Raw genomic sequence first — 21017 nt, 5'->3', positions numbered from 1 at the left:
TCAGGACCGACTCTGGTGCAGGCTACAGCCTCCGCCTGCTCGGGCCATGGTTTCAAGCATTCGGCGGCATTGGGTGAGGCGCTGGCGCAGTGGTGCATGCGGGGGCGCAGCGAGCTGGATCTTTCAGCGTTTTCACTGAAACGCTTTGACGGGTTGCAGGGTTGAACAGCCGGTTCAGCCAGCGGCGAGCAAACGCTCGATCTGCGCCAGTTCCCAGGTGCTGAGCAAACTCACCGGGTCTGTGCCGTAGCGCTGCCCGCCATCGAACACCCGGCCGTCCGGACTCTGGCAATGCAGGCAGTGGTGCAGGTGCACACCGTCGACATCGAGGGTCAGACGCCAGCCTTCGATGTCGATTTGCACCGGGCCGGTTTCGGGCCGTTCATCGATGCGTTTGAGTGGACGAAGGCCGAGGGCGGCGTCGCGTAATGGCTGGTAAACCTCACGAGCAGTCAGGGGCGGCACACGTGTCTCCGGTCACTTTGCGGGGACACAGGATAGTCGATGAGCGTATTGAAAGAGAGCACGAAAAAGCCCGGCTGATCAGGCCGGGCTTTTCGGATGGTGCGGTCTGGCGATTTGTTCAGGCGACGCGGTTGCCATTCAGGCGGTCAGAGCCATCAGCGGCGATGGTGTTGCCTTTCAGACGGTCAGAACCGTCAGCCGCCACGGTGTTGCCTTTCAGGCGATCGGAGCCATCAGCGGCGATGGTGTTGCCTTTCAGACGGTCAGAACCGTCAGCCGCCACGGTGTTGCCTTGCAAACGATCCGAACCATCGGCAGCCACAGCGCGTTTTTCGAGCAGGCGATCAGCGCCACCTTCAGCCAAACGGCTTTCGATCAGGCGATCCGAGCCGCCTTCAGCGACGACAGGCTGAGCAGAGGTCGCGGCGAAAGCGTTCACTGCGAAGATCGAAAAAGCGATGCTGAGAATGGTTTGGCGTTTCATGATCGTGTGCTCCAGGGGTGTTATCGGTTGGTATGGAGCAGATGTTACGCCGCAGGATTTTTAAGAGAACTTCATTGACGTGATGGTGAACATCGATGGTATTGATAGGGCCAGCGGCAACCCTATGGTGACCGTGATGATGCAGCGCAGCCTGTCGTCGGTTGTGCCGCCCCCTCCAGGCCGGGGGGGTATGCTGAATCTGCGCAGTTCCACGCTCTGATCGAGAGGGTAAACCGATGCACGACTATTACGATTTGGGCACCTACAGCCGTCCGGTGACGACGAACTCGTCGCAGGCCCAGCTCTGGTTCGACCGTGGCCTGGTGTGGTGCTACGGCTACAACCATGATGAATCCATCCGTTGCTTCCACAAGGCCCTCGAACACGACCGCGATTGCGCCATGGCCTGGTGGGGCATCGCCTACGCCTCGGGTCCCAACTACAACAAACGCTGGGACGCCTTCATCGAGCAGGAGTTGAAAGAGGCCGTGGCCGAGGCTCGCCGGGCGACGCAAACCGCATTGACGCACCTCGACCGTGCATCACCGGTGGAGCAAGGGCTGATCCGCGCGTTGGAGCAACGCTACCAGGCCGATCAGGCGGAGAGCGTCGAGCAACTCTTCAGTTGGAACGATGCCTACGCGGCGTCCATGCGCGATGTCTACAGATCCTTTCCCGACGACCCCGACGTGGTAGCGCTGTTTGCCGAAGCGCTGATCGACCGCACGCCCTGGCAGTTGTGGGACTTGAAAACCGCTCAACCGGCAGCGGGCGCCGACACCCTGGAAGCCGTCGCCGTGCTGGAAAAAGTCCTGCAACGCATGGAGCAACACGGCGATACGCCGCATCCCGGCGTGTTGCACATGTACGTCCACACCATGGAAATGTCACCGTATCCCGAACGGGCGCTGCGTGCCGGCGATGTGCTGCGCGACCTGGTACCGGACGCCGGGCACCTGCGCCATATGCCGTCGCACATCGACGTGCTTTGCGGCGATTATCGCGGGGCCATGATCACCAATCACCGGGCGATCCAGGCCGACCGCAAATACCTGGAACAGGAGGGGCCGATCAACTTCTACACCCTGTATCGCAGCCACAATTACCACTTCAAACTTTACTCGGCGATGTTCCTCGGCCAGTACCATCCGGCCCTGGAAGCCGCCGATCAAATGGCTTCGACCATCAAGGAGGAACTGCTGCGGGTGGAACAACCCCCCATGGCCGACTGGCTGGAAAGCTTCGTGTCGATGAAGGTCCACGTGCAGATCCGCTTCGGCAAATGGCAAGACATCCTCGCCACAGAACTGCCTGTCGATCAGGCGCTGTACTGCGTGACCACCGCGATGCTGCACTACGCCAAAGGCGTGGCCTACGCCGCTACCGGCCAGGTCGCCGCCGCCGAAACCGAACAGCACCTGTTCCTCGAAGCCTGGGCCCGCGTGCCGGAAACCCGCTACCTGTTCAACAACCAGTGCGTCGACATCCTGGCCGTGGCCGGCGCCATGCTCAACGGGGAAATCGAATACCGCAAAGGCAACTTCGATTGTGCTTTCGATCACTTGCGTCAGGCACAAGAACTGGACGACAACCTGCCGTACGACGAGCCCTGGGGCTGGATGCAACCGGTGCGGCACGCCCTGGGCGCGCTGCTGCTGGAACAGGGGCGGGTGGAAGAAGCCCTGCAGGCCTACCGCGCCGATCTCGGCCTGGACAACACCCTCAGCCGCGCATCCTGGCACCTGGACAACGTGTGGAGTTTGCACGGCTACGTCGAATGCCTGAAGCGACTGGGCCGGGATACTGAAGCAGCTGCTGCGAAAATCCGTCTGGACCTGGCCAGGGCGCGGGCGGATGTGGAGATCACCGCGTCATGCTTTTGCCGGGTTGGGAAGGGGTGTTGTCAGTAACGTCATCTGGCATTGAAACGGATGCTCGCGGCCGATTTTTGCCTGTGGCCGGAAGCTGCGTCACCCCATGTTGAGTAAAGAGGGAGGTTTGCAATTTGTAGTCTAAACTCCGGTCGATTGGCTCCCGAGCGACGCTGAAGTACGGCGATTCAGCCTGTGGGGGTCAACGTCTAATCGGAGATGGGTCATGGCAGACGCAAGCGACCGAATATTCGTTTCCATTGCGGTTTCCAAGCCGGAAGGAGGGCTCGACCCGCTGCCAGGCGCCATCAGGGCAGCAAAGCGGATGGCCGCATGGGCGGACGCCCAAAACTACAAGACACTGCTTCTCCACGATGGCGAACATCCAGAAATCACCATCGAGTTGCTGCGCGATGAGATTACCGCCGCCATCAATGAAGTCACCGATCGGACCGAGCTCAAGCGGTTGGTGATCTTCTTTGCCGGTCATGGCGCGGCGCAGGCCATCGGTGACCAGTACTGGATACTGACCCATTGGAAAAAGGACTCGAGCCAGGCTATCAAGGTTTCGGCGTTGCAGCGGATGCTCGAGTATTACGGACCCAGGCAGGTCTCGGTCATCGGTGACGCCTGCCAGGAGTTCTCCGCCCAGTTCCTTGACCTTGTTGGCAATGCGGTGCTCTTCAGGCCTGAAGAGGAGCCGCGTCCCTATGAGTTGGACCAGTTCTTTGCCGTCGATGTCGGCATGCAGGCGTTCATGATCAAGGCCCAGGGTGAGCAGGGTGATTTTTGCCTGTTCACCGAAGTCTTGCTGGATGCCCTGGAGGGCGATGCGCAAGGTGCATATTTCGAGGCCAGTGGAGCAGACAAGTTGGTAACCAGTCAGTCACTTGCCCGCTACCTCGATAGTACTGTTGCGAAGGAGGCCGGCAAGTACGGGGTGCGAATGATCCCGCGACCCAAGCCAGGTTTCTATACCGATCGAAACTACGTGACGATACCGGGACCGCCTGAGGTAACGGTTTTTAAATCTATCGCCTTAGATAGTGAGGTCGATTTTTCTGAACCTTCCGAACCTCTGGCCGAAGCGGGTGAGGATGCCGATTCATGGCATGGCGACTCGTCTGACGCGGGTGCCGACTCATGGTTACATGTGGAGCTGACACCAACGGTCGAGCCGTACTCGCGTTCGGTCGATAAGGCCAGGCTGATAAAGCCCAAATCACCCAAAGCGAAGTTTGACGCGCAGACTCAGGCACTTGAAATGGCCCGTACGGCCAGCCGCGAAGCGTTCGTCAATTCAGTCAGCAACGCCACGGTACGCGATCATTTCGAAACCGGCTGCGGTATCTGCGTCAGCGGCGCTGACGTCGCCAAGGTACAAGCCTCGTTCGGCGCGGTGTCTGCCCTCGATGACCAGCCGAACTGGTTCCGTATCCAGCTGCAATCAGTCAGCGCCGGCAGCCTTGACTGGAGCGACGCGCTGGTCACCCTGGCTGACGGCCGTATCGTTCCGGTCTGCGTGGTCGATGGCTTTGTCGCGGCGTTGCATATCATCGACGCGACGTCGCTGAGCCTGTTCCTGCGCCCGCTCGGCGCCTCCGAATACGAAGGTCAGGAGACGATCAGACTGTTGGCCCAGGCGCATGCCGGTCTGCTGAGTCGACAGGCAATCATCGATACCGCGACCACGATGCGCTACGGGAAGCATCGGATCATCACGCTCGGTTGCATTGCCGCGCAGTTCTACGACGCGATTCGCGACATTGACAGCCTGCGTTCGATGGCAGCTTTCTATGCGCAGCGCCGGCAGCCGGTACCCCTGGATATCATTCTTTATGGTGGCGGTAGCCTGCGTGAATCCGGGGGGCGCTTGTACGCCGATATTCCGGCCGTGGCTGCCCGCGAGCCGCGTACTGAGAAAGAGTGGGAGCAGAGCTTCACTCGTAGCCCGACACCTGCTTACAAGGATCATCCAATTGCCGGCCGGATACCCTGGATGCGCCAGGCCTGGGGCGCTGTCGCAACCGCCCGCTGCGATGCCAGTGCCGAGCCGTGGCGCAAGCAGGCACTGGCCGCCATGAAGAACCTCGGCCCCGGACTATTTACCATCGCCAAGCCCAGCGGTCGCAAGGCGTTGCTCAAGCTTGCCGGTATCAGGGACATCTAAGACAAGCACAATTCCGTACTGACCCCAGTAATCAACTGACGCGGAGAAAAGACCATGCGCATGATTCTTGTCCACGGCATTAACCAGCAAGGCAAAAGCTCGCAGAAAATTCTCGAATCGTGGCTTGAGAGACTTCGGGCTACCTATGCCTTGCACGGTCCCGACCCGCTGGGCAGGTTATCGCGCATCGAAGCAGCGTACTACGGCGACAAGCTCGACGAGCTCAGTTCAGTCAAGGTCAAAGACCAGGCGATTGCGCTGGGTGCGGAGGAGGCGACCAGTGACTTTGATGAGTTTGCTGTCGATGCACTCGAGGAAATGGCATTACGTATGGGGGTGACCCCGGCAAAAATTCAAGCCGAAGAGTTGGTAACGGTGGTACCTCAGGGCGCCGGCATTCACAAGAAGTGGGTCAAGGCGGTTGCCCGGGCAATCGAAACCGTTTCCCCGTTGCGAGGCACATTGGCCTTGCGTGTGCTGGGGCAAGCGCACGCCTATATCCGCAATCAGCATGTACACGATGAGGTCAACAAACTGGTGCGTCCGCTGTTCGAGGATGATGAGCCGGCAATCGTCGTTTCACATTCGTTGGGCACCATCGTTGCTTACTCACTGTTGCGCGAGTTCGCCAGTAACGGCCGGCCGCGCCAGTCTCCGCTGCTCGTAACCCTGGGTTCTCCGCTGGGCATCGACAGTGTCCGCAAGGGCTTTTCCAAACCACGCGTCAGACCCGACAACGTGCAACGCTGGGTCAACGGCGCTGATCCGGAAGATTTCGTCGCGCTGCGCTCCGAGCTCACCAATGGCAATTTCGGTTCAGGCATCGAGAACTATCCTGATATCGAAAATGGGCATGAGGACCCTCATTCCATCATCGGTTACCTCAGCGATCCGCGTATTGCGAAGGCTATCGCCCAAGCGATTCCCTGATCAGTGAGCGAGCGAAGCTGGATGAGTGCCGAGACGTCAAGAGACAAGCCTAGTCATTCAAGCATGCTGCCGAAAGGCGCTCTGTCAGAAACGCGATGAACACCCGAGTCCTGGCCGGAACATAATCGCCCGCCGCCCTCAGCGCATAAATGGCCGAGGTGGCGGGCGATGAAAACGCCTGCAACAGCGGTATCAATCGACCGGCCTGGATATCCCCGTTCACCATGTATTTGGGCAAGCGCGCGATGCCCATGCCCGCCAGGCACAGCGTGCGGATCGCGTCGAGACTGTTGCAGGTGAAATCTCCCGCGATCGGAATCGCCCGACTGTTGGGGGCACGAAACTCCCAGTCGTTGAAGCGGCTTTCAAAATTGAGTTTCAAGCACGAATGGCCGGCGAGTTCGCCCGGTTCGCCTGGCACCCCATGGGCGTCGAGATAAGCCGGGGACGCGCACACGAGTCGTTCATTGGCACTCAATTTATGCGCGACAAGACTTGGGTCGGACAGCTCGCCGCTGCGGATCGCCACGTCGATGCCTGCGTGCCTGATATCGATGATGGCATCGGTCAGGGTCAAGTCGATCTTTATCTCGGGGTAGCGCCGCATGAAGTCGATCAAAGCGGGCACCACATGGTGCTGGCCAAGGGCATTGGGCGCAGACACCTTCAAGATGCCCCTTGGCGCATCCGCGTCATGCATTACGGCAGCTTCCAGCGCCTGAATATCCGCGAGAATCGGTCGGGCGGATTGCACGTAACGTTCGCCGGCTTGCGTCAGTGTCATCGTCCGCGTGGTGCGCAACAGCAGCTGCGTGCCGAGCCGATCCTCCAGGCGCTGAACTCTTTTGCTCATGGCGGAGTGAGTCATCTTGAGTTTGCGGGCGGCGGGCGAAAAGCCGCCTGCATCAATCACGGCGATGAAGATCGCCATATCGCTGTACCGATCCATCAACGCATCCTCTTTTGTTCCGTTATGGAACAGGTGTTGGTCAAAAGCAACGAATTCCCTTTTGTTTTTCCATGCTGGAGACTGGGCCTCAACCCTGACACGAATCCCCCAGAGGCCGTTGATGAAAGACACAAACAGTCAGCACCTGTCCATTACCGGCCTCATCGCAGCGGTTGTGGCGTCCCTGACCTGGTCGATGAACTTTGTTGCCCCGCTGGTCATTGGCGAGTATTCGATATTTGACTTGGCCGCCTGCCGATTCCTCATCTCCGGGCTCATCGGCATCCTGATCCTGCTGGCCAATATCAACGCCTGGCGTCACTTGACCCTCAGCGATTGGCTCGTCACGGCGGGGCTTGGATTCATTGGGTACGTGGGCTATTTCATCGCCGTCGTCATCGCCGCGAAGTACGCAGGCCCCGTTGTCGCGCCGGCTTTTTTGGGGTTGGTGCCGGTGGTGCTGGCCATCAGCGCCAATGTCCACGGTGGGATTTCCTGGCGGCGGCTTCAAGTGCCAATTGGTTTGGCGGTGCTTGGTTTGCTGCTGGTCAATGGCCAGAACATCACGCAGTTCGAGGGGCAATCACACACCGCGCTGGCCATTGGAGTCGGTGCGTCAATTGCGGCGGTTGCACTTTGGGTCTGGTTTGGCCTGGCAAATCAAAAAGCGCTGATGAAAAGGCCTGGCATGAATGCCTGGGTCTGGACCGCGTTGATGATGATTGGCGGTAGCCTGCAAACGCTCATGTTCATTCCGGTGGGGGCTGCCATGGATCTCTTCCAGGCGCCCACGCTCGGTTTCGGGCACGGCGCGATCAGCCACCTGTACCTTCCAGCCTTGGTACTGGCAGCCGTCGCTTCGATTGGCGGGGCTTGGGCCTGGACCATCGCTTCCCAGCGCCTGCCCATGACACTGGCCAGTCAGTTGCTGTCATTGGAGATGGTTTTCGCCACCTGCCTTGGGCTGCTGTTTTACTACCGGTGGCCGTCCGCGCCGGAAGCGATCGGCATCGCCCTGATCGTCATGGGAGTCGTCAAAGCCGTTGCTGTGTTTCATGGCCATCGCGTCAAGGCTGTCGTGGCTGTTTGATGAGGCTGCAAACGCTATTTCACCGAGTCTCCTTGCTTGATATCCCCACAAAAAATATCGGCGTTGCCATCGGTCGCTGCCGATCGCACGACGATGGAGTACCCACCCGATAGCAAAATCGGGAGTGCGACCGGTGCGCTTCTTGAGAAGGTCCAGCCGCGCACGGGTTGGCGTTCGGTGTTGACCTTGTCATTCATGGCGTAGGCCACAGGGCCGGGTTGTTGGCAACTGCCTTTATTGATAAAGGAATAAAGACGCAGGGGCAGAACAGCGCCGCTTGGAACACCGCTGATGAAGAAACTGAGTCCGGTTTGCTTGTCCCAGTCGGTCAAGGTCACATTGCCGATCTGCCCCGGGTTTTGCCGGGTGGCGGCCAGTGGCACATTCACGCCATGGGTTGACGAAGTGGCGCAGCCCAAGAGGCCTGCGGTGATGATCAGAGCTGCTAATGATTGTCCGGGGTTCATTGCCAAACTCCTGTGCTGAAGACGCGCCATAGGAGATTAGCGGGTATCGCGCATTCATCACGTCCCGGGCGGTGCCGATGTGAGTTTATCGTGAGGACGCAGGCTCACGTCTTGGCCCGGTGACGCAGGCGCGAGTAGGAAATCAACATGCTGGTCAGTTCTTGTGTGACTGGGGTGAAGGGTGAGACGCGACGGCTGATCAAGCACACCGCCCGCGACTCCAATGGCTCGCGTATCGCAATGCTGATCAACGACGAGGAAAACAGCTTCATGCCAGGCAGCAGGCTGGGCTCGATGGTCAGGTAATCCGTCTCGGAGACGATATGCAGGATCTCCAGCAATGATTCGGTCGTGATCGCGATCTTTGGGGCTGGCAAGCCTTCGGTTCTGAACAGCTCGACCAGATGGTTTTCGGCACTCCCGACAACCCCGGCGGGCCGCATGCTGATCCATTGGCAATCGGCCAGGTCGCGCACAGAGCGAGCATCCGCCAAGGGGTGGCCCTTGCGCGCAATGACGCTGGCTTTCGAGCTGTAAAGCCGTTCAATGTGCAGGTCGGTATCGTTGACGTCGGCACTCAGCGGACACATCACAAAGTCGAGCCGGCCAGCGCGAATCATCTCGATCAGCATCTTCGTCTTGCCACTGGCGACGTGTAACCGCACGTTGGGGAATCGATGGGTGAAACTGCTGAAGACCGGTATCAAGCACGCCGCCAGAGGTTCCGCCGTGACACCCAATGCGATCTGACCTTCGGGCAGGCCATTGCACTGTCGGACGTCTTGTACCGCGCGATCGCAATCCAGAATGATCGAGCGCGCCCGGGTCAGGAACACCTTGCCGGCCAGGGTCAGGCTGATGCCTTGATTGGAGCGCACCAACAAGGTGACCCCCAGTTCTCTTTCCAGGCTTCGAATCGACTCGGTCAACGTACTCTGGGCAGCGTCCAGTTCTCGTGCCGCCGAACGAAAGCTGCCCATGTCGACAACCGAGCAGAGGGCGCGAAGCTGGATCAACTTCATGAAGCAGTGATCCAGTTATTGCCATTGTGGCCACGGGAAGCATGCACGATAGAAGTGAGTAGTGTTTGGCTGCTTCCGGTGTTCATGGCGGAGTCTCCAAGGGTAGGGGAAAGGTGTGTGGCGCTATCGATTAAATCGTATGCGATGTATTAATACTCAGCCAAAGACCGGGTGATGTCAAAACTAATCTTGCGTCCTGGCGACGGGCGGTGGAGCAGGGGGATGGGCGGAAAAGCCGAAGATGATCGGTTTTTCCGTTCTGTTCGGTACCTCGGACGTGTCTATAAAATCAATGCTGTCAGATAGTTACGTGTCTTCTTGGCTATTTGATTCTCATAAAAAACTTAAAGGAATCACCGATGAGCAACATCGAAAAAGTCCTGGTCACCGGCAAAACCCACACCACCCTGAGCAGCGCCGGCAACACCTCGCGCGGACACAATGGCAACCTCGACATCCAACTCTCGATCCCCGGGAGTGCCGAACCGGCCCACGTATTCGCTGCGACCCAACCGCACCCGACGGCCGAGCAGTTGTTTGCCGGCGCATGGTCGGCCTGCTACATCGCAGCGGTCGGCCTTGCGGCCAAAGCCTTGAAGGTGACTGTTCCAGCCGACGTATCCGTCGATATCGAGATCGACCTGGGTCAAACCGGCAACGCTTACTTCCTTCAAGCCCGGTTGAATCTACGACTGCCAGGTCTGACGCATGAGGTCGCGTCCGCTGTCGCACATGCCGCCGATCAAATGTGCCCCTACTCGAAAGCAACGCGCGGCAACATCGACGTGGCCTTGAATGTCCAGACGTCGTGATTGATATAAAAAAATCACTATCCAGGCGTGTTGAAATGCCAGCCTGAATACCTGCATATCGATACTTCCCAGTAAAAATATAACGAACAGCAAGTTGGTCGAGAGCATTTTCAATTGAAAACGGGCTCGGCGTGACGTTGCGTCTTGGGAATCTGCATGCCAAAAAACATCAAACAAACCTCCCTGAGCAGACGCAAGTTTTGCGGCGTCGCCGCGGTGACATGCGCGGCTGCACCCTTGGGTTTACTCGGTTTCTCAATCAGGACTGACGCTATGACGAATACTTCAAACAAGACAGAGAATGTTTCCACCGCAATACGTCCCTTTCATTTCAGCGCTAAAGAGTCGGAACTTTCAGAGTTGCGCAGACGTATAACAGCGACGAGATGGCCAGATAAGGAATTGGTCAAAGACTCCTCTCAAGGTGTACAACTGGCGACGATCCAGAAATTAGCCAAACATTGGGCAACTCAGTACGACTGGCGAGTTATTGAATCGAAAATAAACGCCGTTCCAAACTTCATCACCCACATTGATGGCCTGGATATCCATTTCATCCACGTCCGCTCTAAACACGAGAATGCGCTGCCACTATTGATGGCGCACGGATGGCCCGGGTCGGTGATCGAGTTGATGAAAGTCATTGGGCCACTCACCGATCCAACGGCGTACGGCGGCAATGCTTGCGATGCGTTCAGCCTGGTGATTCCATCGATGCCGGGTTACGGCTTTTCGGAGAAACCGAAAGTGACCGGCTGGAATCCTGTGCGTATCGCCGATGCCTACATCGAGTTGATGAAGCGTCTTGGGTACACCCGGTATGGGGCGCAAGGAGGTGACTGGGGCTCTATCGTCGTCGACCTGATGGCTGTAAAGGCGCCGCCTGGTTTGATCGGCATTCATTCGAACATGCCCGGCGTCATCCCGCCTGACATTGATGCAGCCCTGTTTCGTGGCGAACCGGTTCCCGCTGGTCTGTCCGAGGAAGAGCAGCTCGCGGCGAATCAACTCGCCAACACCTACAAACACATCGGCTACGCCATCATGATGGGTGACAGGCCGCAATCGCTGACAGGCCTGGCAGATTCACCGGTCGGCCTGGCGGCGTTCATGCTCGATCACGATCCCAAAAGCTACGAAATGATTGCGCGCTCCATCGACGGCCAACCGGAAGGCGTCACACCCGATGACGTCCTCGACAACATCACGCTGTTCTGGCTCACCCACACCGCCGTTTCCTCGGGGCGGCTCTATTGGGAAAACAAATCGACATTCTTCGCCGTCAAGGGCGTCAACATCCCGGTGGCGGTCAGCGTGTTTCCCGATGAACTGTATGCGGCGCCGAAAAGCTGGTCGCACAAGGCTTATCCCAAGCTGGTGCACTACAACAAACTTGCCAAAGGCGGGCACTTTGCCGCGTGGGAGCAACCGGCGCTTTTCTCACAGGAAGTCCGCGCCGGGTTCAAGTCGCTGAGGTGAGCGACACCCCCATAGGCATCTAAGCTCTGATTTGGCGTGTATTGATCAGGAGGCTCGGTTCGGATTGTTGAGCGTCAAGCGTGAAAGCGATCCGAACCACAGTTGCCTCCATTCAGGAGCGAGTTACCAACTCTAACCATCAGGTTTTTTTCTCTTCTACCTGGAGAACCATGCCAGCGTGATACAGAACCCCATCCCGAAATTCACCGTCGGCGGTGAAACCTGTGTCGTCCTCATACTCGATGTGGTTTCCTTCGAGCCAGTAACGCCCTTGGTAGACACTTTTCTTATCGCCACGGGCCTCGTCGTAGCGGCCCCCGGCAAGTAGTTCATGACGTATGTGGCCGCCCGCAGTAACCCACATACCGACATACTTGTTTTGATCGCTTGAGGAAGTAGTCATATCGTTGCTCCCTGAGCAGGTTAATACGCCGATCGCCTCGCATTCCGTCAGAATGGGCTCGCCGTGGGGCGAACAATCAGCTCGCTTACATCCACATCCGCAGGTTGGTCCACCGCATAGGCAATCGCTCGCGCTATGGCGTCAGCCGAAATCGCGATCTTGCGAAACTCCTTCATCTCTGCACGACCGCCGTCATCAGAGATGCTCTCGGCCAGCTCGGACTCCGTGACACCAGGAGCAATGACGGTCACCCGAATATCGCCTCCAACCTCTTGACGGAGGCCCTCAGAAATAGCCCGGACAGCGTACTTGGTAGCGCAATAAACGGCCGCAGTCGGACTCACTGCATAGGCGCCAATAGAGGCAATATTGATGATCTGCCCAGCCCGCTGTTGCTGCATCAGTGGCAACGCGGCAGCGATACCGTGTAGTACTCCGCGAATGTTCACGTCAATCATACGGTCCCACTCATCCACCTTGAGTGCCCTGAGTTTGGAAAGAGGCATCACACCCGCGTTATTCACCAGTACATCGACCCGATCGAGCCGGGTAACGGCGAAGTCGATGAAGTCCTGGACATCCATTCTGTCTGTGACGTCCAGAGCGCGGAATTCCGCCCTGCCACCGACGGCGTTGATATCGCTGGCAATCCTTTCAAGTCGGTCGGTACGACGAGCGCCGAGCACTACTTTCGCGCCTTGGCTTGCCAGCAGTCGCGCGGTAGCCTCACCGATACCGCTGCTAGCACCGGTGATTGCGATGACTTTGTCTTTGATGTTCAACATGTTCGGCATCCTCTTGAGTTCGCTCCGGACGCGGGCCTGGAAACAAGGTTAGGGACGGACAACAAGTTTCCGTTAGTCAAATACTGCGTAACCTTTGCCCATTTCTGCAGCGACGCCTTTGCACTAAGGCTTAGCTCACCCATTCATAGGGCATTTGTTGCCGCGCAGCTTTCAGGGCTCTGGCCCACCAGTTCAGCTGTACCAGCATTCGAGCCATTGGAAGCCTCGCCTGATCAGGCTGACGTGTTACCACGGCCCCATCGATGAGCGCCCAAGGATTAGGGAAAGAGACGAAATTGCAGATGGGTACCGCATGCTGGCCGGCCAGTATCTGGCGAAGCTCACTCATCGCGCACAGTCCGCCCGACGCTCCGCCGTAGCCGATGAATGCCACCGGACGTGCGTGCCAGCGAACCGAAAACTGGTCAATGAATGCTTTCAGGGCGGAGTGATAAACATTGCTCTGTTGCGATGTAATGATCAGAAATGCATCCGCTTCGGCCAAATGGCGAAGGCTTTCCTGCCGCTGAGTAACTGCCGCATTGTCAGGCCTGACGATGAGGTTGGCGGGTTCTACTAACCAAGGCTCGAACTCAGCACGTTGCGCTAAAACATCAGTAACCCATTTCGTCAGTGCAGGCTGTAACCCTTCTTCATCCTTGCCACTGTGAATCAGCACCAGTTTTATTTTGCTGTTCATCTCGTCCTCCAGCTTTGGTATCCAAGTGGTGGCATATCATTTGCTGAAACTCACTTCCGCTTTCAGCCTCTGGATTAGAGTATGAGTGGCAACGCGGCAGATATAGCCGGGTCTGGGGCATACAACTTGTGACTTGAATTCATATGAGACGGTTGGATATAAACTGCTTCGCCGAAATGAACGTGTTTGTCAGGGTCGTTGAAGACGGCGGCTACACGGCTGCTGCCAAGAACTGTGGGATGACCCCATCAGCGGTCAGTAAGCTAGTCTCAAGGCTGGAAAACCGCCTGGGAACACGTTTGCTAAATCGCTCGACAAGGCGACAGTTGCTCACGCCTGAAGGGGCCGCGTTTTATGAGCGCAGCCTGGCAATCCTGACGGCGCTCGATGAGGCTGAGCTGGAAGCAGCAGCCGGCTCCGCGCCTCAGGGAATAGTGCGAGTCAACTGTAATGTCGATATCGGGCGGCTGTATCTGCTGCCTTTATTGAAAACGTTCTTGCGAGACCACCCTGGAATATCGGTGGAGGTTTTCCTCAGTGACGAAGTTGTCGACCTGATCAGTGCACGAGCTGACGTGGCCATCCGCAGCGGCCCACTCAAAAGCTCCAGTCTCATTGCCAGGCGCTTAGGCGAGACGAGAGGCCTTATCGTGGCATCACCGGCCTATCTTGCAGCATGCGGTATACCTAAGATTCCAGCCGACCTTGCAAACCACAACTGTCTGGGGTTCACCTTCGGCCAACCGTTGATGGAGTGGAGCTTCGTGAGCGCTGACGGGCTGACTCCGGTATCCGTTACCGGCAACGCGCGGGTCAGTGACGGCAATGGAGTACGAGAACTTGCGATTCTCGGACTCGGACTCGCGCGCGTAGGGTTTTGCCAGGTTGAGCAAGATTTGGCGGACGGCCGTCTCCTTCCGGTTTTAGAGGACTTCATGCCCCTCGCGAAGACTGAAGTGCATGCGGTTTACGTAGGGCAAGGTGGAAAATTGCCCACACGTGTCAAAGCCTTCATGGATTTTCTGGCGGTAAACCTCAAGATCCACTGAGACACGGGGCGGATAACACGAGGCCGCAGCGCAGAACTTGTAGGATAGGTCACGCTTGACGGTAGGCGCTGGGTGTCACGCCCACCTCGCGATGAAACACCTGGGAGAAATGGCTGGGGCTGGAATAACCAACGTCCAACCCGACATCGATAATGCTGCGATCGGTTTCAAGCAGTAGATGTCGGGCGCGACTCATGCGCAGGCGAATGAAATACTGCGATGGCGCCAGCCCCGTGGCACGCTTGAACATCCGGCTGAAGTGATACTCGCTCAAACCGGCGATATGAGCCAAATGCGCAAGGCGGAACTCATCGGCCAGGTGCTCGTTCATCGCATCAATGACGCGTCGCAGCTTGTACGCTTGCAGTGCGTTGCTGCGTCGGGTAGCGCGTTTCGGATCAAGATAACGGCGTATCAGGTGGACGGTCAGCGCCTGAGCCAGGCTGTGTATAAACAACAGGCTCGGCTTACGCTCCTCGATCAACTCGAAGCGCAACTGATTCAGCATGAAGTTTACCCGTTCATCCTGGGCACCGGAGACATCGAGGAAGGTCACCGGTACGGTGTGCTCGCCCAGAACATCACGGGCAGCCTGGTCGATCAGTGGAAGGCCGAGATACAGATGCATCACTTCGAAGGTATCGCACCCCATTGTCTGCCAGCGCATCTCGTAGGGCTCACTTGTGTTAGTGAGAAAGAAGTCGCCAGCTTGCACCTTCACGGTTTTCCATACACCACCGAGGCAGCGTTCCTCGACCCTGGCCGTTCCTGCCAGGACCAATACCAGCAGGGGCTCCACCACGGCAGGTACCAGTATTGGCTCGGCGGTGCTGTGATGGCTGAACAGCTGCACCATCACATCCTGCACCTGCGGGAGCAGCGGTAATGCCTGCGGTGTTCCGGGCAAGTGATGCGGCATCGATTCAGCTGTGATGCGCTGAGCATCGATCGCTGATAAGTCTACAAATTCAGAATGGCGCACGGGAGGCTCCATCGAAAGCCCCCGGATGGGGGGCTGGCATCGATAGAATAACGTAGCGTCGGCATGCTTGAGCAAGGCCGTTTTGAGGGCTAACCCAGTGTGACAACAATCCAGCATTTTTGCGGGACACCCTCAGACGCTTCAACGTTAGCGCAAAACCCCAACAGCCTCGGCAAGCCTGCGAAAGCCCAACCCTCCCGAGTTACGAGATAGTGAAGCCGTCGATAACGACAGCGCTCACGGGCGCTGAGCCGCCGAATATCTCGTCGGCCGCAAGGTAGGAGAGCACCATGTCAGAGTTCAAACACACCATTCCCAACGAAGTCGAAGGCAAAGTCGCGCTGGTCACTGGCGCCGCCAGTGGCATCGGCAAGGCTATTGCCCTGTTACTGCACGCGCGTGGCGCCAAGGTCATTGCTGAAGACCGCAACCCCGCCGTCGAAGAACTCGCGCGCCCCGGTTTAGTGCCACTGGTGGCCGACATCACCGAAGACGGCGCTGCCGAGCGCGCAGTCGGTTTGGCCGTCGAGAAGTTCGGTCGGCTGGACATCCTGGTCAACAACGCAGGGATCATCATCAACAAGTTGGTCATCGACATGACCCGAGAAGACTGGGAGCGTATCCAGGCGGTCAACGCCACCGCAGCTTTCCTGCATTGCCGGGAAGCGGTCAAGGCGATGATGCCCAACAAATCGGGAGCTATAGTCAACATCGCCTCTTACGCATCTTATTTCGCATTTCCAACCATTGCCGCTTACACCGCTTCCAAAGGCGCATTGGCCCAGTTGACCCGCACGCTGGCGCTCGAGGCGATTGAGCATGGCATTCGAGTCAATGCAATAGGCGTTGGCGACGTGGTGACCAACATCCTCAACGACGTGGTTGACGACGGTCCTGGCTTCCTGGCCCGGCACGGCGAAGCCGCCCCCATTGGCCGTGCCGCGCAGCCCGAGGAAATCGCCGAAGTCGTGGCATTTCTTGCCTCGGACCGCGCGAGCTTCGTCGTCGGCTCCGTGGTTATGGCCGACGGCGGCATGACCGTCACCGCGGGTTGATCAACTGAGCCGGCATTTAGCGTTTTGAGGGGCTTGCCAAAAGCATTTCTTGGATCGTTGATCGCGATTTCTTCAGAGAATCAGGGCGTCTTTACGGCGCCCTTCTTTTTATACCCAAGAGCAGGGTTAGCTGAAATTTGACTGAAGTGCCGCCAGTCTGACCACTGCAGTATTGCCATAGACAAGTGGCTGAAAAAATCCTGGTTTAGTAGAGAATTCCAGACCATGGTGCGACACGCATAATGGAAAGTGTGAACCAGAGTTTCTGACAAATTTGACAGGCAGCTATTGTCCGACTACTGCCTGTCGAAATCGAGTGGTTATAGTAGCGGTATGCTATAGCTCACGATCAAGCGATTCTGCTCCTGATTGCGGGACGCCTCGCTGTTTGATTTGCCGTTACGCCAGCCAAATCCAAGCCCCTTGAGGGGACCGGACTGCAGCGCGTAGTCGAGACTGATGTCCCGTTCCCACTCCTTCTGATTCGAGCCGGTCGTTGTCTTGATGTTGTCGCCGCTGAGGTACATAACCGAGGCTTTCAGGCCGGGCACGCCGAGGGCGACGAAGTCATAGGCATACTGACCGAACGCGGTGCGTTCGCCGGCACGAGTGAAGGATTGAATCAGGCGGTCGGTGTACAGGTACAGACTGGAGCCGCCAGCACCCTTGTTTGGCAGCGCGCCTTGATTGAGCTGACTGAAGTTACTGCCGCTTGACACGCTTTGGTAACCTGCGGTGACGGCATGACCACTCAGGGTGTAAATCAGCGTGGCACTCCAGGTCTTGTTGTCGATCTCGCCATCATTGCCCTGGGTGTAACCGCTGATCCGGTAGCCCGACGTGCCGTCGCTGTTTTCACCCGACGAATCCGTCTTGAAGTAGCGCAGGTCGGTTTTCAGCGATTGACCTTCCGCGATCGGTAATACGTGGATCAGTCCGAAAAACTGTTGCAAGTAATAGTCGTCCAGGTGGGCGTAATAGTACTGCGCGGTCAGGTCCTTGGTGACTTTCCAGTCGCCGCCGGCGAAGTCGAACTGGTTGCTTTCGCGCGCACCACCCAAGGCCGCCAGGCCGGTCTGATCGCTGGAGCCCCGACCGGTGGCATGTTCGATCCGCCCACCGATCAAGGTCAGGTCCTTGAACTCGCCAGAGCTCAACTGGCCGCCTTCGAAGGTTTGCGGCAACAGGCGGCCGTCATTCGCCACCAGGATCGGCAGCTTCGGCAGCAGCGCGCCCAGGCGCAGTTCGGTTTTTGAGATTCTGGCTTTTCCAGTCAGGCCCAGGCGGCTCCATTCATCGACGGCACTGTTATCGCTGTCGGACGGAATCATGCTGCTGCCGACGTGACGCCCCTTGCCACTGTCCAGCGTCACGCCGAGTAGCCCCAGCGCGTCGACGCCAAAACCGAGCTGGCCGTCGGTGTAGCCCGACTTGTAGTCGAGCATGAAACCCTGCGCCCACTCCTCGGTTTTCGAAGGGGCGGCGCTGCCGTCGCGGTTGTCATTATTGAAGTAGAAGTTCTTCAGGCCCAGGTTGGCCTTGCTGTCACTCAGGAAGTCCGCATGTGCCTGGGTGGTTAGTGCAATAGCGCCCAGCGCGAAAGTGACAGCTGTTTTATTTCCTTTCATTTGTATCGACCCTTTTTTTGTAGTTTGAAGTTGGGAGCAGATGAACGGGGGCCCCCGCAGTCGCGGATGCCGGTAATGAGCGTTGTGTGTTGGGCGGTTGGAGTAGCGACAGGCAAGCCCGTTCCCAAGACCAAAGGGTGCGTTCGGGACGGGCTTTTTTATGAAATGACCGAAGCAGTTCAGATTTTGTCGATTGGCAGGCCGTGATTGTTCTTCCACATCAACACCACGGCACTGGCGATGATGGCCACCACGATCAGATAAATGTTGAACATCCAGCCAATGTTTTCCGAGTACAGCCAGGTTGTCAGGTACGAGGCTGTGCCACCGAACACCGCGACTCCAAGAGAAATGCACACGCCGAACATACGGGTGCGATAGCGGGTCGGGATCTGTTCGGAGATCGAAGCCGGTTTGCAGCCGGTGATAAAGCCCACCAACAACAAGCCTGCGGTTTGCGTCACCATCAAGGTCCACGGCTCACTGGAAATCAGGCTCCACAGCGGGAACAGCGTGGCGGCAATCCCGAGCAAGGAGATCAGTGCGGAAATCTTGCGTCCCCACAGATCGGAGAGCCAGCCCGAGATCGGCAGGAACATCAGGTAGATGAGCTGCGCAATGCAACTCATGGTGAACGCACTGCGCGGGTCCATGCCTTTGATGCTGATGGCGTAGATCGACGCCGACGTGACCCAGGTGTAGTAGGTCAACGTGGCGCCGGCTTCATAGAGAAACAACCGGATGCCATGTTGAATGATTTTGCCGCGACTCCAGGCCGACTCGGGTGAGACACCCGCGGCGCTTGGACTGTGCTCGCTTTCCATCATGTTGCGGCGCAACCACAACGCGAAGACGGCCAACAGACCACCGGAGGCGAACGGAATGCGCCAGCCCCATTCCTGCATTTCACTGACAGACAGCAGTGACGTCAGCAGCGCCATGTAGAACGTTGCCAGTAACGATCCGCAACCAACTGCGATAAACACTGTGCTTGACCAAAGTCCACGGCGTTTCGGCGGGGCGATTTCGGCGATGTAGGCATAGGAGGTGGTGGTCTCGCCGCCATGGGCAAAACCTTGCGCCAGTCGGGCCAGCAACAATAGCGCCGAAGCCCAGCTGCCGATGGCGTCATAGGAAGGAATAAAGGCAATCAGGAGGCTGGCACTGGCCATTAGCAGCATAGTACTCATTAGCACCGTGCGGCGCCCCAGCTTATCGGCGAGGATGCCGAAGCAGATGCCGCCGAGAGGTCTCAACAGAAAACCGGCTGCAAACACGGCCAAGGTATTGAGCAAGGCAGAGGTGGCGTTGCTTTTATCGAAAAGTGCCGCGGCGATGTAGACCGAAGCAACGGTGTAGATCGTCCAGTCGAACCATTCAAGCAAGTTTCCCACGCCGGTGGCCATCAATGACTTTCTGCGCAGTGATGTACGGGTTGTTTTGGCCTGCCCGATCGAGACGTCGGGTATGGTCTCGGTAATATTATTCATTGTTGGCTCCGAGATGTTTCATGAACCACGGTATGTGGTGGGTAACGATGGGTTGCGTAAGGTTTGCTAAAAAACGAGGTCTCCAATCCAGCAAAAATCCCCTGTAGGAACGAGCGTTGTGGCGATCCGGCTTGTCTTCAACATTGATGTTGACGGACATATCACTCTCGCGAGCAGGCTTGTTCCTGCAGGGGCACGGTGGATATCAGGCGTTGATGTGCGCCAGCGCGACTTCTTCGATGCCGGCGGCATCGAGCTTGTAGTGTTCGTACAAGTGCGTCGGCGGGGCGATCAAGCTGTATTCGTCGTAGATGCCGTGGCGCCTGAGCTTGACGCCGATGCCTTCGTCTGACAGCACTTCTGCAACCGCAGCGCCGAGACCTCCGAGAACGTTGTGCTCCTCTACGGTCATCATGCGTTTGCTGCGAGCAGCAGCGCGCAGGATGGCATCACGGTCGATCGGCTTGATCGACGCCATGTCGATCACGCCCACGGAACGTCCCTCGGCGTTCATTTTGCGAGCCGCCGCCAACGCCGCATGCACAGTGATGCCACAGGCGATGATGGTCAGTTCTTCACCCTCGATGTGCTCATGGGCCTTGCCGAATTCGAAGACAACACCGTCCTCGTAAACGATCGGGTCGCGACCGCGACCAATGCGGAAATACACCGGTTTGTCATAGGTAGCGGAGGCCTTGATCGCCGCGACCAGTTGCGCACCATCCGCCGGCGAAACGACGGCCAGATCGGCAATCGAACGCATGGTGGCGATGTCTTCTGTGGCGTGGTGCGAGGTACCGTAGAAGCCCAGGGAAATACCGGTGTGGTGTCCAATCAGACGCACCGGTTGCGCCGAATACGCGACGTCCATACGGATCTGTTCGCAGCACAACAGGCCGAGGAACGAAGCAAATGTCGCCACGAACGGCATCACGCCACAGGTGGCCAGGCCGGCTGCGGCGGTGACCATGTTCTGTTCCGAGATGCCGAATTGCAGGTAACGCTCGGGGTACTGGCTGGCGAACTTGTTCAGGCCGTTGGAGTACTGCAAGTCAGCCGAACCGGCCATCACCGGATAGCCGGCTTGGGTCAGTTCAATCAGTGCATCAGACAGGTACGACAGGCCCGGATTGAGTGCATTGAGGCCACGGTACTGCCAGGAATTGGGGGAAAGAGGGGCGTTCAT

Annotated in this window: 20 protein-coding genes and 1 pseudogene; 9 read left to right on the top strand and 12 right to left on the bottom strand. The window is 57.8% G+C overall.

Translation table 11 applies throughout. The features are described 5' to 3' along the window. Positions 1–30: 30 nt before the first annotated feature. Positions 31–165: pseudogene (locus AC07ZE_RS18650) on the top strand (N-methyl-L-tryptophan oxidase); the annotation flags it as partial. Positions 166–174: 9 nt separating this feature from the next. Here the strand turns inward: AC07ZE_RS18650 and AC07ZE_RS18645 are convergent. Further along, positions 175–465, bottom strand: coding sequence for a DUF7693 family protein (locus AC07ZE_RS18645; protein ID WP_207266140.1), 291 nt, complete (start codon positions 463–465; stop codon positions 175–177). 118 nt (positions 466–583) lie between these two features. Continuing rightward, positions 584–949 carry a hypothetical protein gene (locus AC07ZE_RS18640; protein ID WP_207266139.1) on the bottom strand — a complete coding sequence of 122 codons (366 nt, stop codon included), beginning with the start codon at positions 947–949 and terminating at the stop codon, positions 584–586. Between the two features lie 236 nt (positions 950–1185). On the opposite strand from AC07ZE_RS18640, the gene AC07ZE_RS18635 reads away from it, so the two are divergent. The 3 genes from AC07ZE_RS18635 to AC07ZE_RS18625 all read left to right on the top strand — a co-directional run bounded on the left by AC07ZE_RS18635 (position 1186) and on the right by AC07ZE_RS18625 (position 5920). Then, entirely contained in the window at positions 1186–2859 is a 1674-nt protein-coding gene (locus AC07ZE_RS18635) for a tetratricopeptide repeat protein (RefSeq protein ID WP_207266138.1), read from the top strand. Positions 2860–3046: 187 nt separating this feature from the next. After that, positions 3047–4990, top strand: a complete 1944-nt coding sequence (locus tag AC07ZE_RS18630; protein ID WP_207266137.1) for a hypothetical protein — start codon at positions 3047–3049, stop codon at positions 4988–4990. Positions 4991–5044: 54 nt separating this feature from the next. Next, positions 5045–5920: a hypothetical protein gene (locus tag AC07ZE_RS18625; protein WP_207266136.1), complete on the top strand. Its 876-nt coding sequence runs from the start codon at positions 5045–5047 to the stop codon at positions 5918–5920. Positions 5921–5969: 49 nt separating this feature from the next. Here AC07ZE_RS18625 and AC07ZE_RS18620 read toward each other — a convergent pair whose 3' ends face one another. Beyond that, positions 5970–7001 carry a LysR family transcriptional regulator gene (locus tag AC07ZE_RS18620; protein WP_207266135.1) on the bottom strand — a complete coding sequence of 344 codons (1032 nt, stop codon included), beginning with the start codon at positions 6999–7001 and terminating at the stop codon, positions 5970–5972. Here AC07ZE_RS18620 and AC07ZE_RS18615 point away from each other — a divergent pair. Beyond that, a complete protein-coding gene (locus AC07ZE_RS18615; protein ID WP_207266134.1) occupies positions 6991–7959 on the top strand; it encodes a DMT family transporter in 969 nt (322 codons plus the stop codon). The two genes, AC07ZE_RS18620 and AC07ZE_RS18615, sit on opposite strands and share 11 nt — an antisense overlap. Before the next feature lie 14 nt (positions 7960–7973). Here the strand turns inward: AC07ZE_RS18615 and AC07ZE_RS18610 are convergent, their stop codons facing one another. Then, positions 7974–8426 (bottom strand): hypothetical protein, encoded by a 453-nt coding sequence (locus AC07ZE_RS18610; RefSeq protein ID WP_207266133.1) that lies wholly within the window; start codon positions 8424–8426, stop codon positions 7974–7976. 104 nt (positions 8427–8530) lie between these two features. Next, positions 8531–9448 (bottom strand): LysR substrate-binding domain-containing protein, encoded by a 918-nt coding sequence (locus AC07ZE_RS18605; RefSeq protein ID WP_207266132.1) that lies wholly within the window; start codon positions 9446–9448, stop codon positions 8531–8533. Positions 9449–9807: 359 nt separating this feature from the next. Here AC07ZE_RS18605 and AC07ZE_RS18600 point away from each other — a divergent pair, with 359 nt between their 5' ends. Next, positions 9808–10260, top strand: coding sequence for an Ohr family peroxiredoxin (locus AC07ZE_RS18600; protein ID WP_207266131.1), 453 nt, complete (start codon positions 9808–9810; stop codon positions 10258–10260). A gap of 273 nt (positions 10261–10533) precedes the next feature. Continuing rightward, positions 10534–11739, top strand: a complete 1206-nt coding sequence (locus tag AC07ZE_RS18595; RefSeq protein WP_207266130.1) for an epoxide hydrolase family protein — start codon at positions 10534–10536, stop codon at positions 11737–11739. Positions 11740–11878: 139 nt separating this feature from the next. Here the strand turns inward: AC07ZE_RS18595 and AC07ZE_RS18590 are convergent, their stop codons facing one another. The 3 genes from AC07ZE_RS18590 to AC07ZE_RS18580 all read right to left on the bottom strand — a co-directional run bounded on the left by AC07ZE_RS18590 (position 11879) and on the right by AC07ZE_RS18580 (position 13627). Next, the gene (locus AC07ZE_RS18590; protein WP_207266129.1) at positions 11879–12142 is read right to left on the bottom strand and encodes an Atu4866 domain-containing protein; all 264 of its coding nucleotides are present in this window, start codon (positions 12140–12142) and stop codon (positions 11879–11881) included. 47 nt (positions 12143–12189) lie between these two features. Then, complete coding sequence (locus AC07ZE_RS18585; protein WP_207266128.1) at positions 12190–12927, bottom strand: SDR family oxidoreductase; 738 nt, start codon at positions 12925–12927, stop codon at positions 12190–12192. A 130-nt stretch (positions 12928–13057) separates the two neighbouring features. Further along, positions 13058–13627, bottom strand: coding sequence for an NAD(P)H-dependent oxidoreductase (locus tag AC07ZE_RS18580; RefSeq protein ID WP_207266127.1), 570 nt, complete (start codon positions 13625–13627; stop codon positions 13058–13060). A gap of 143 nt (positions 13628–13770) precedes the next feature. Here AC07ZE_RS18580 and AC07ZE_RS18575 point away from each other — a divergent pair, with 143 nt between their 5' ends. After that, positions 13771–14676: a LysR family transcriptional regulator gene (locus AC07ZE_RS18575; RefSeq protein ID WP_207266126.1), complete on the top strand. Its 906-nt coding sequence runs from the start codon at positions 13771–13773 to the stop codon at positions 14674–14676. 49 nt (positions 14677–14725) lie between these two features. Here AC07ZE_RS18575 and AC07ZE_RS18570 read toward each other — a convergent pair whose 3' ends face one another. Further along, positions 14726–15595, bottom strand: coding sequence for a helix-turn-helix domain-containing protein (locus AC07ZE_RS18570; RefSeq protein ID WP_494990433.1), 870 nt, complete (start codon positions 15593–15595; stop codon positions 14726–14728). Between the two features lie 353 nt (positions 15596–15948). Between AC07ZE_RS18570 and AC07ZE_RS18565 the strand changes: the two genes are divergently transcribed. Beyond that, the gene (locus tag AC07ZE_RS18565) at positions 15949–16713 is read left to right on the top strand and encodes an SDR family NAD(P)-dependent oxidoreductase (protein WP_207266124.1); all 765 of its coding nucleotides are present in this window, start codon (positions 15949–15951) and stop codon (positions 16711–16713) included. Positions 16714–17033: 320 nt separating this feature from the next. Here AC07ZE_RS18565 and AC07ZE_RS18560 read toward each other — a convergent pair whose 3' ends face one another. From AC07ZE_RS18560 to AC07ZE_RS18550, 3 genes are all read right to left on the bottom strand, one after another. Beyond that, positions 17034–18341: an OprD family porin gene (locus tag AC07ZE_RS18560; RefSeq protein ID WP_207266123.1), complete on the bottom strand. Its 1308-nt coding sequence runs from the start codon at positions 18339–18341 to the stop codon at positions 17034–17036. A 179-nt stretch (positions 18342–18520) separates the two neighbouring features. Continuing rightward, complete coding sequence (locus AC07ZE_RS18555; RefSeq protein ID WP_207266122.1) at positions 18521–19831, bottom strand: MFS transporter; 1311 nt, start codon at positions 19829–19831, stop codon at positions 18521–18523. Between the two features lie 205 nt (positions 19832–20036). Then, positions 20037–21017 carry a transketolase family protein gene (locus tag AC07ZE_RS18550; protein ID WP_207266121.1) on the bottom strand — a complete coding sequence of 327 codons (981 nt, stop codon included), beginning with the start codon at positions 21015–21017 and terminating at the stop codon, positions 20037–20039.

This window comes from Pseudomonas sp. GW101-3H06 (assembly GCF_059424605.1).
Note: the sequence above shows the minus strand (reverse complement) of the source record. Positions and strands in the feature narration are given on the sequence as shown.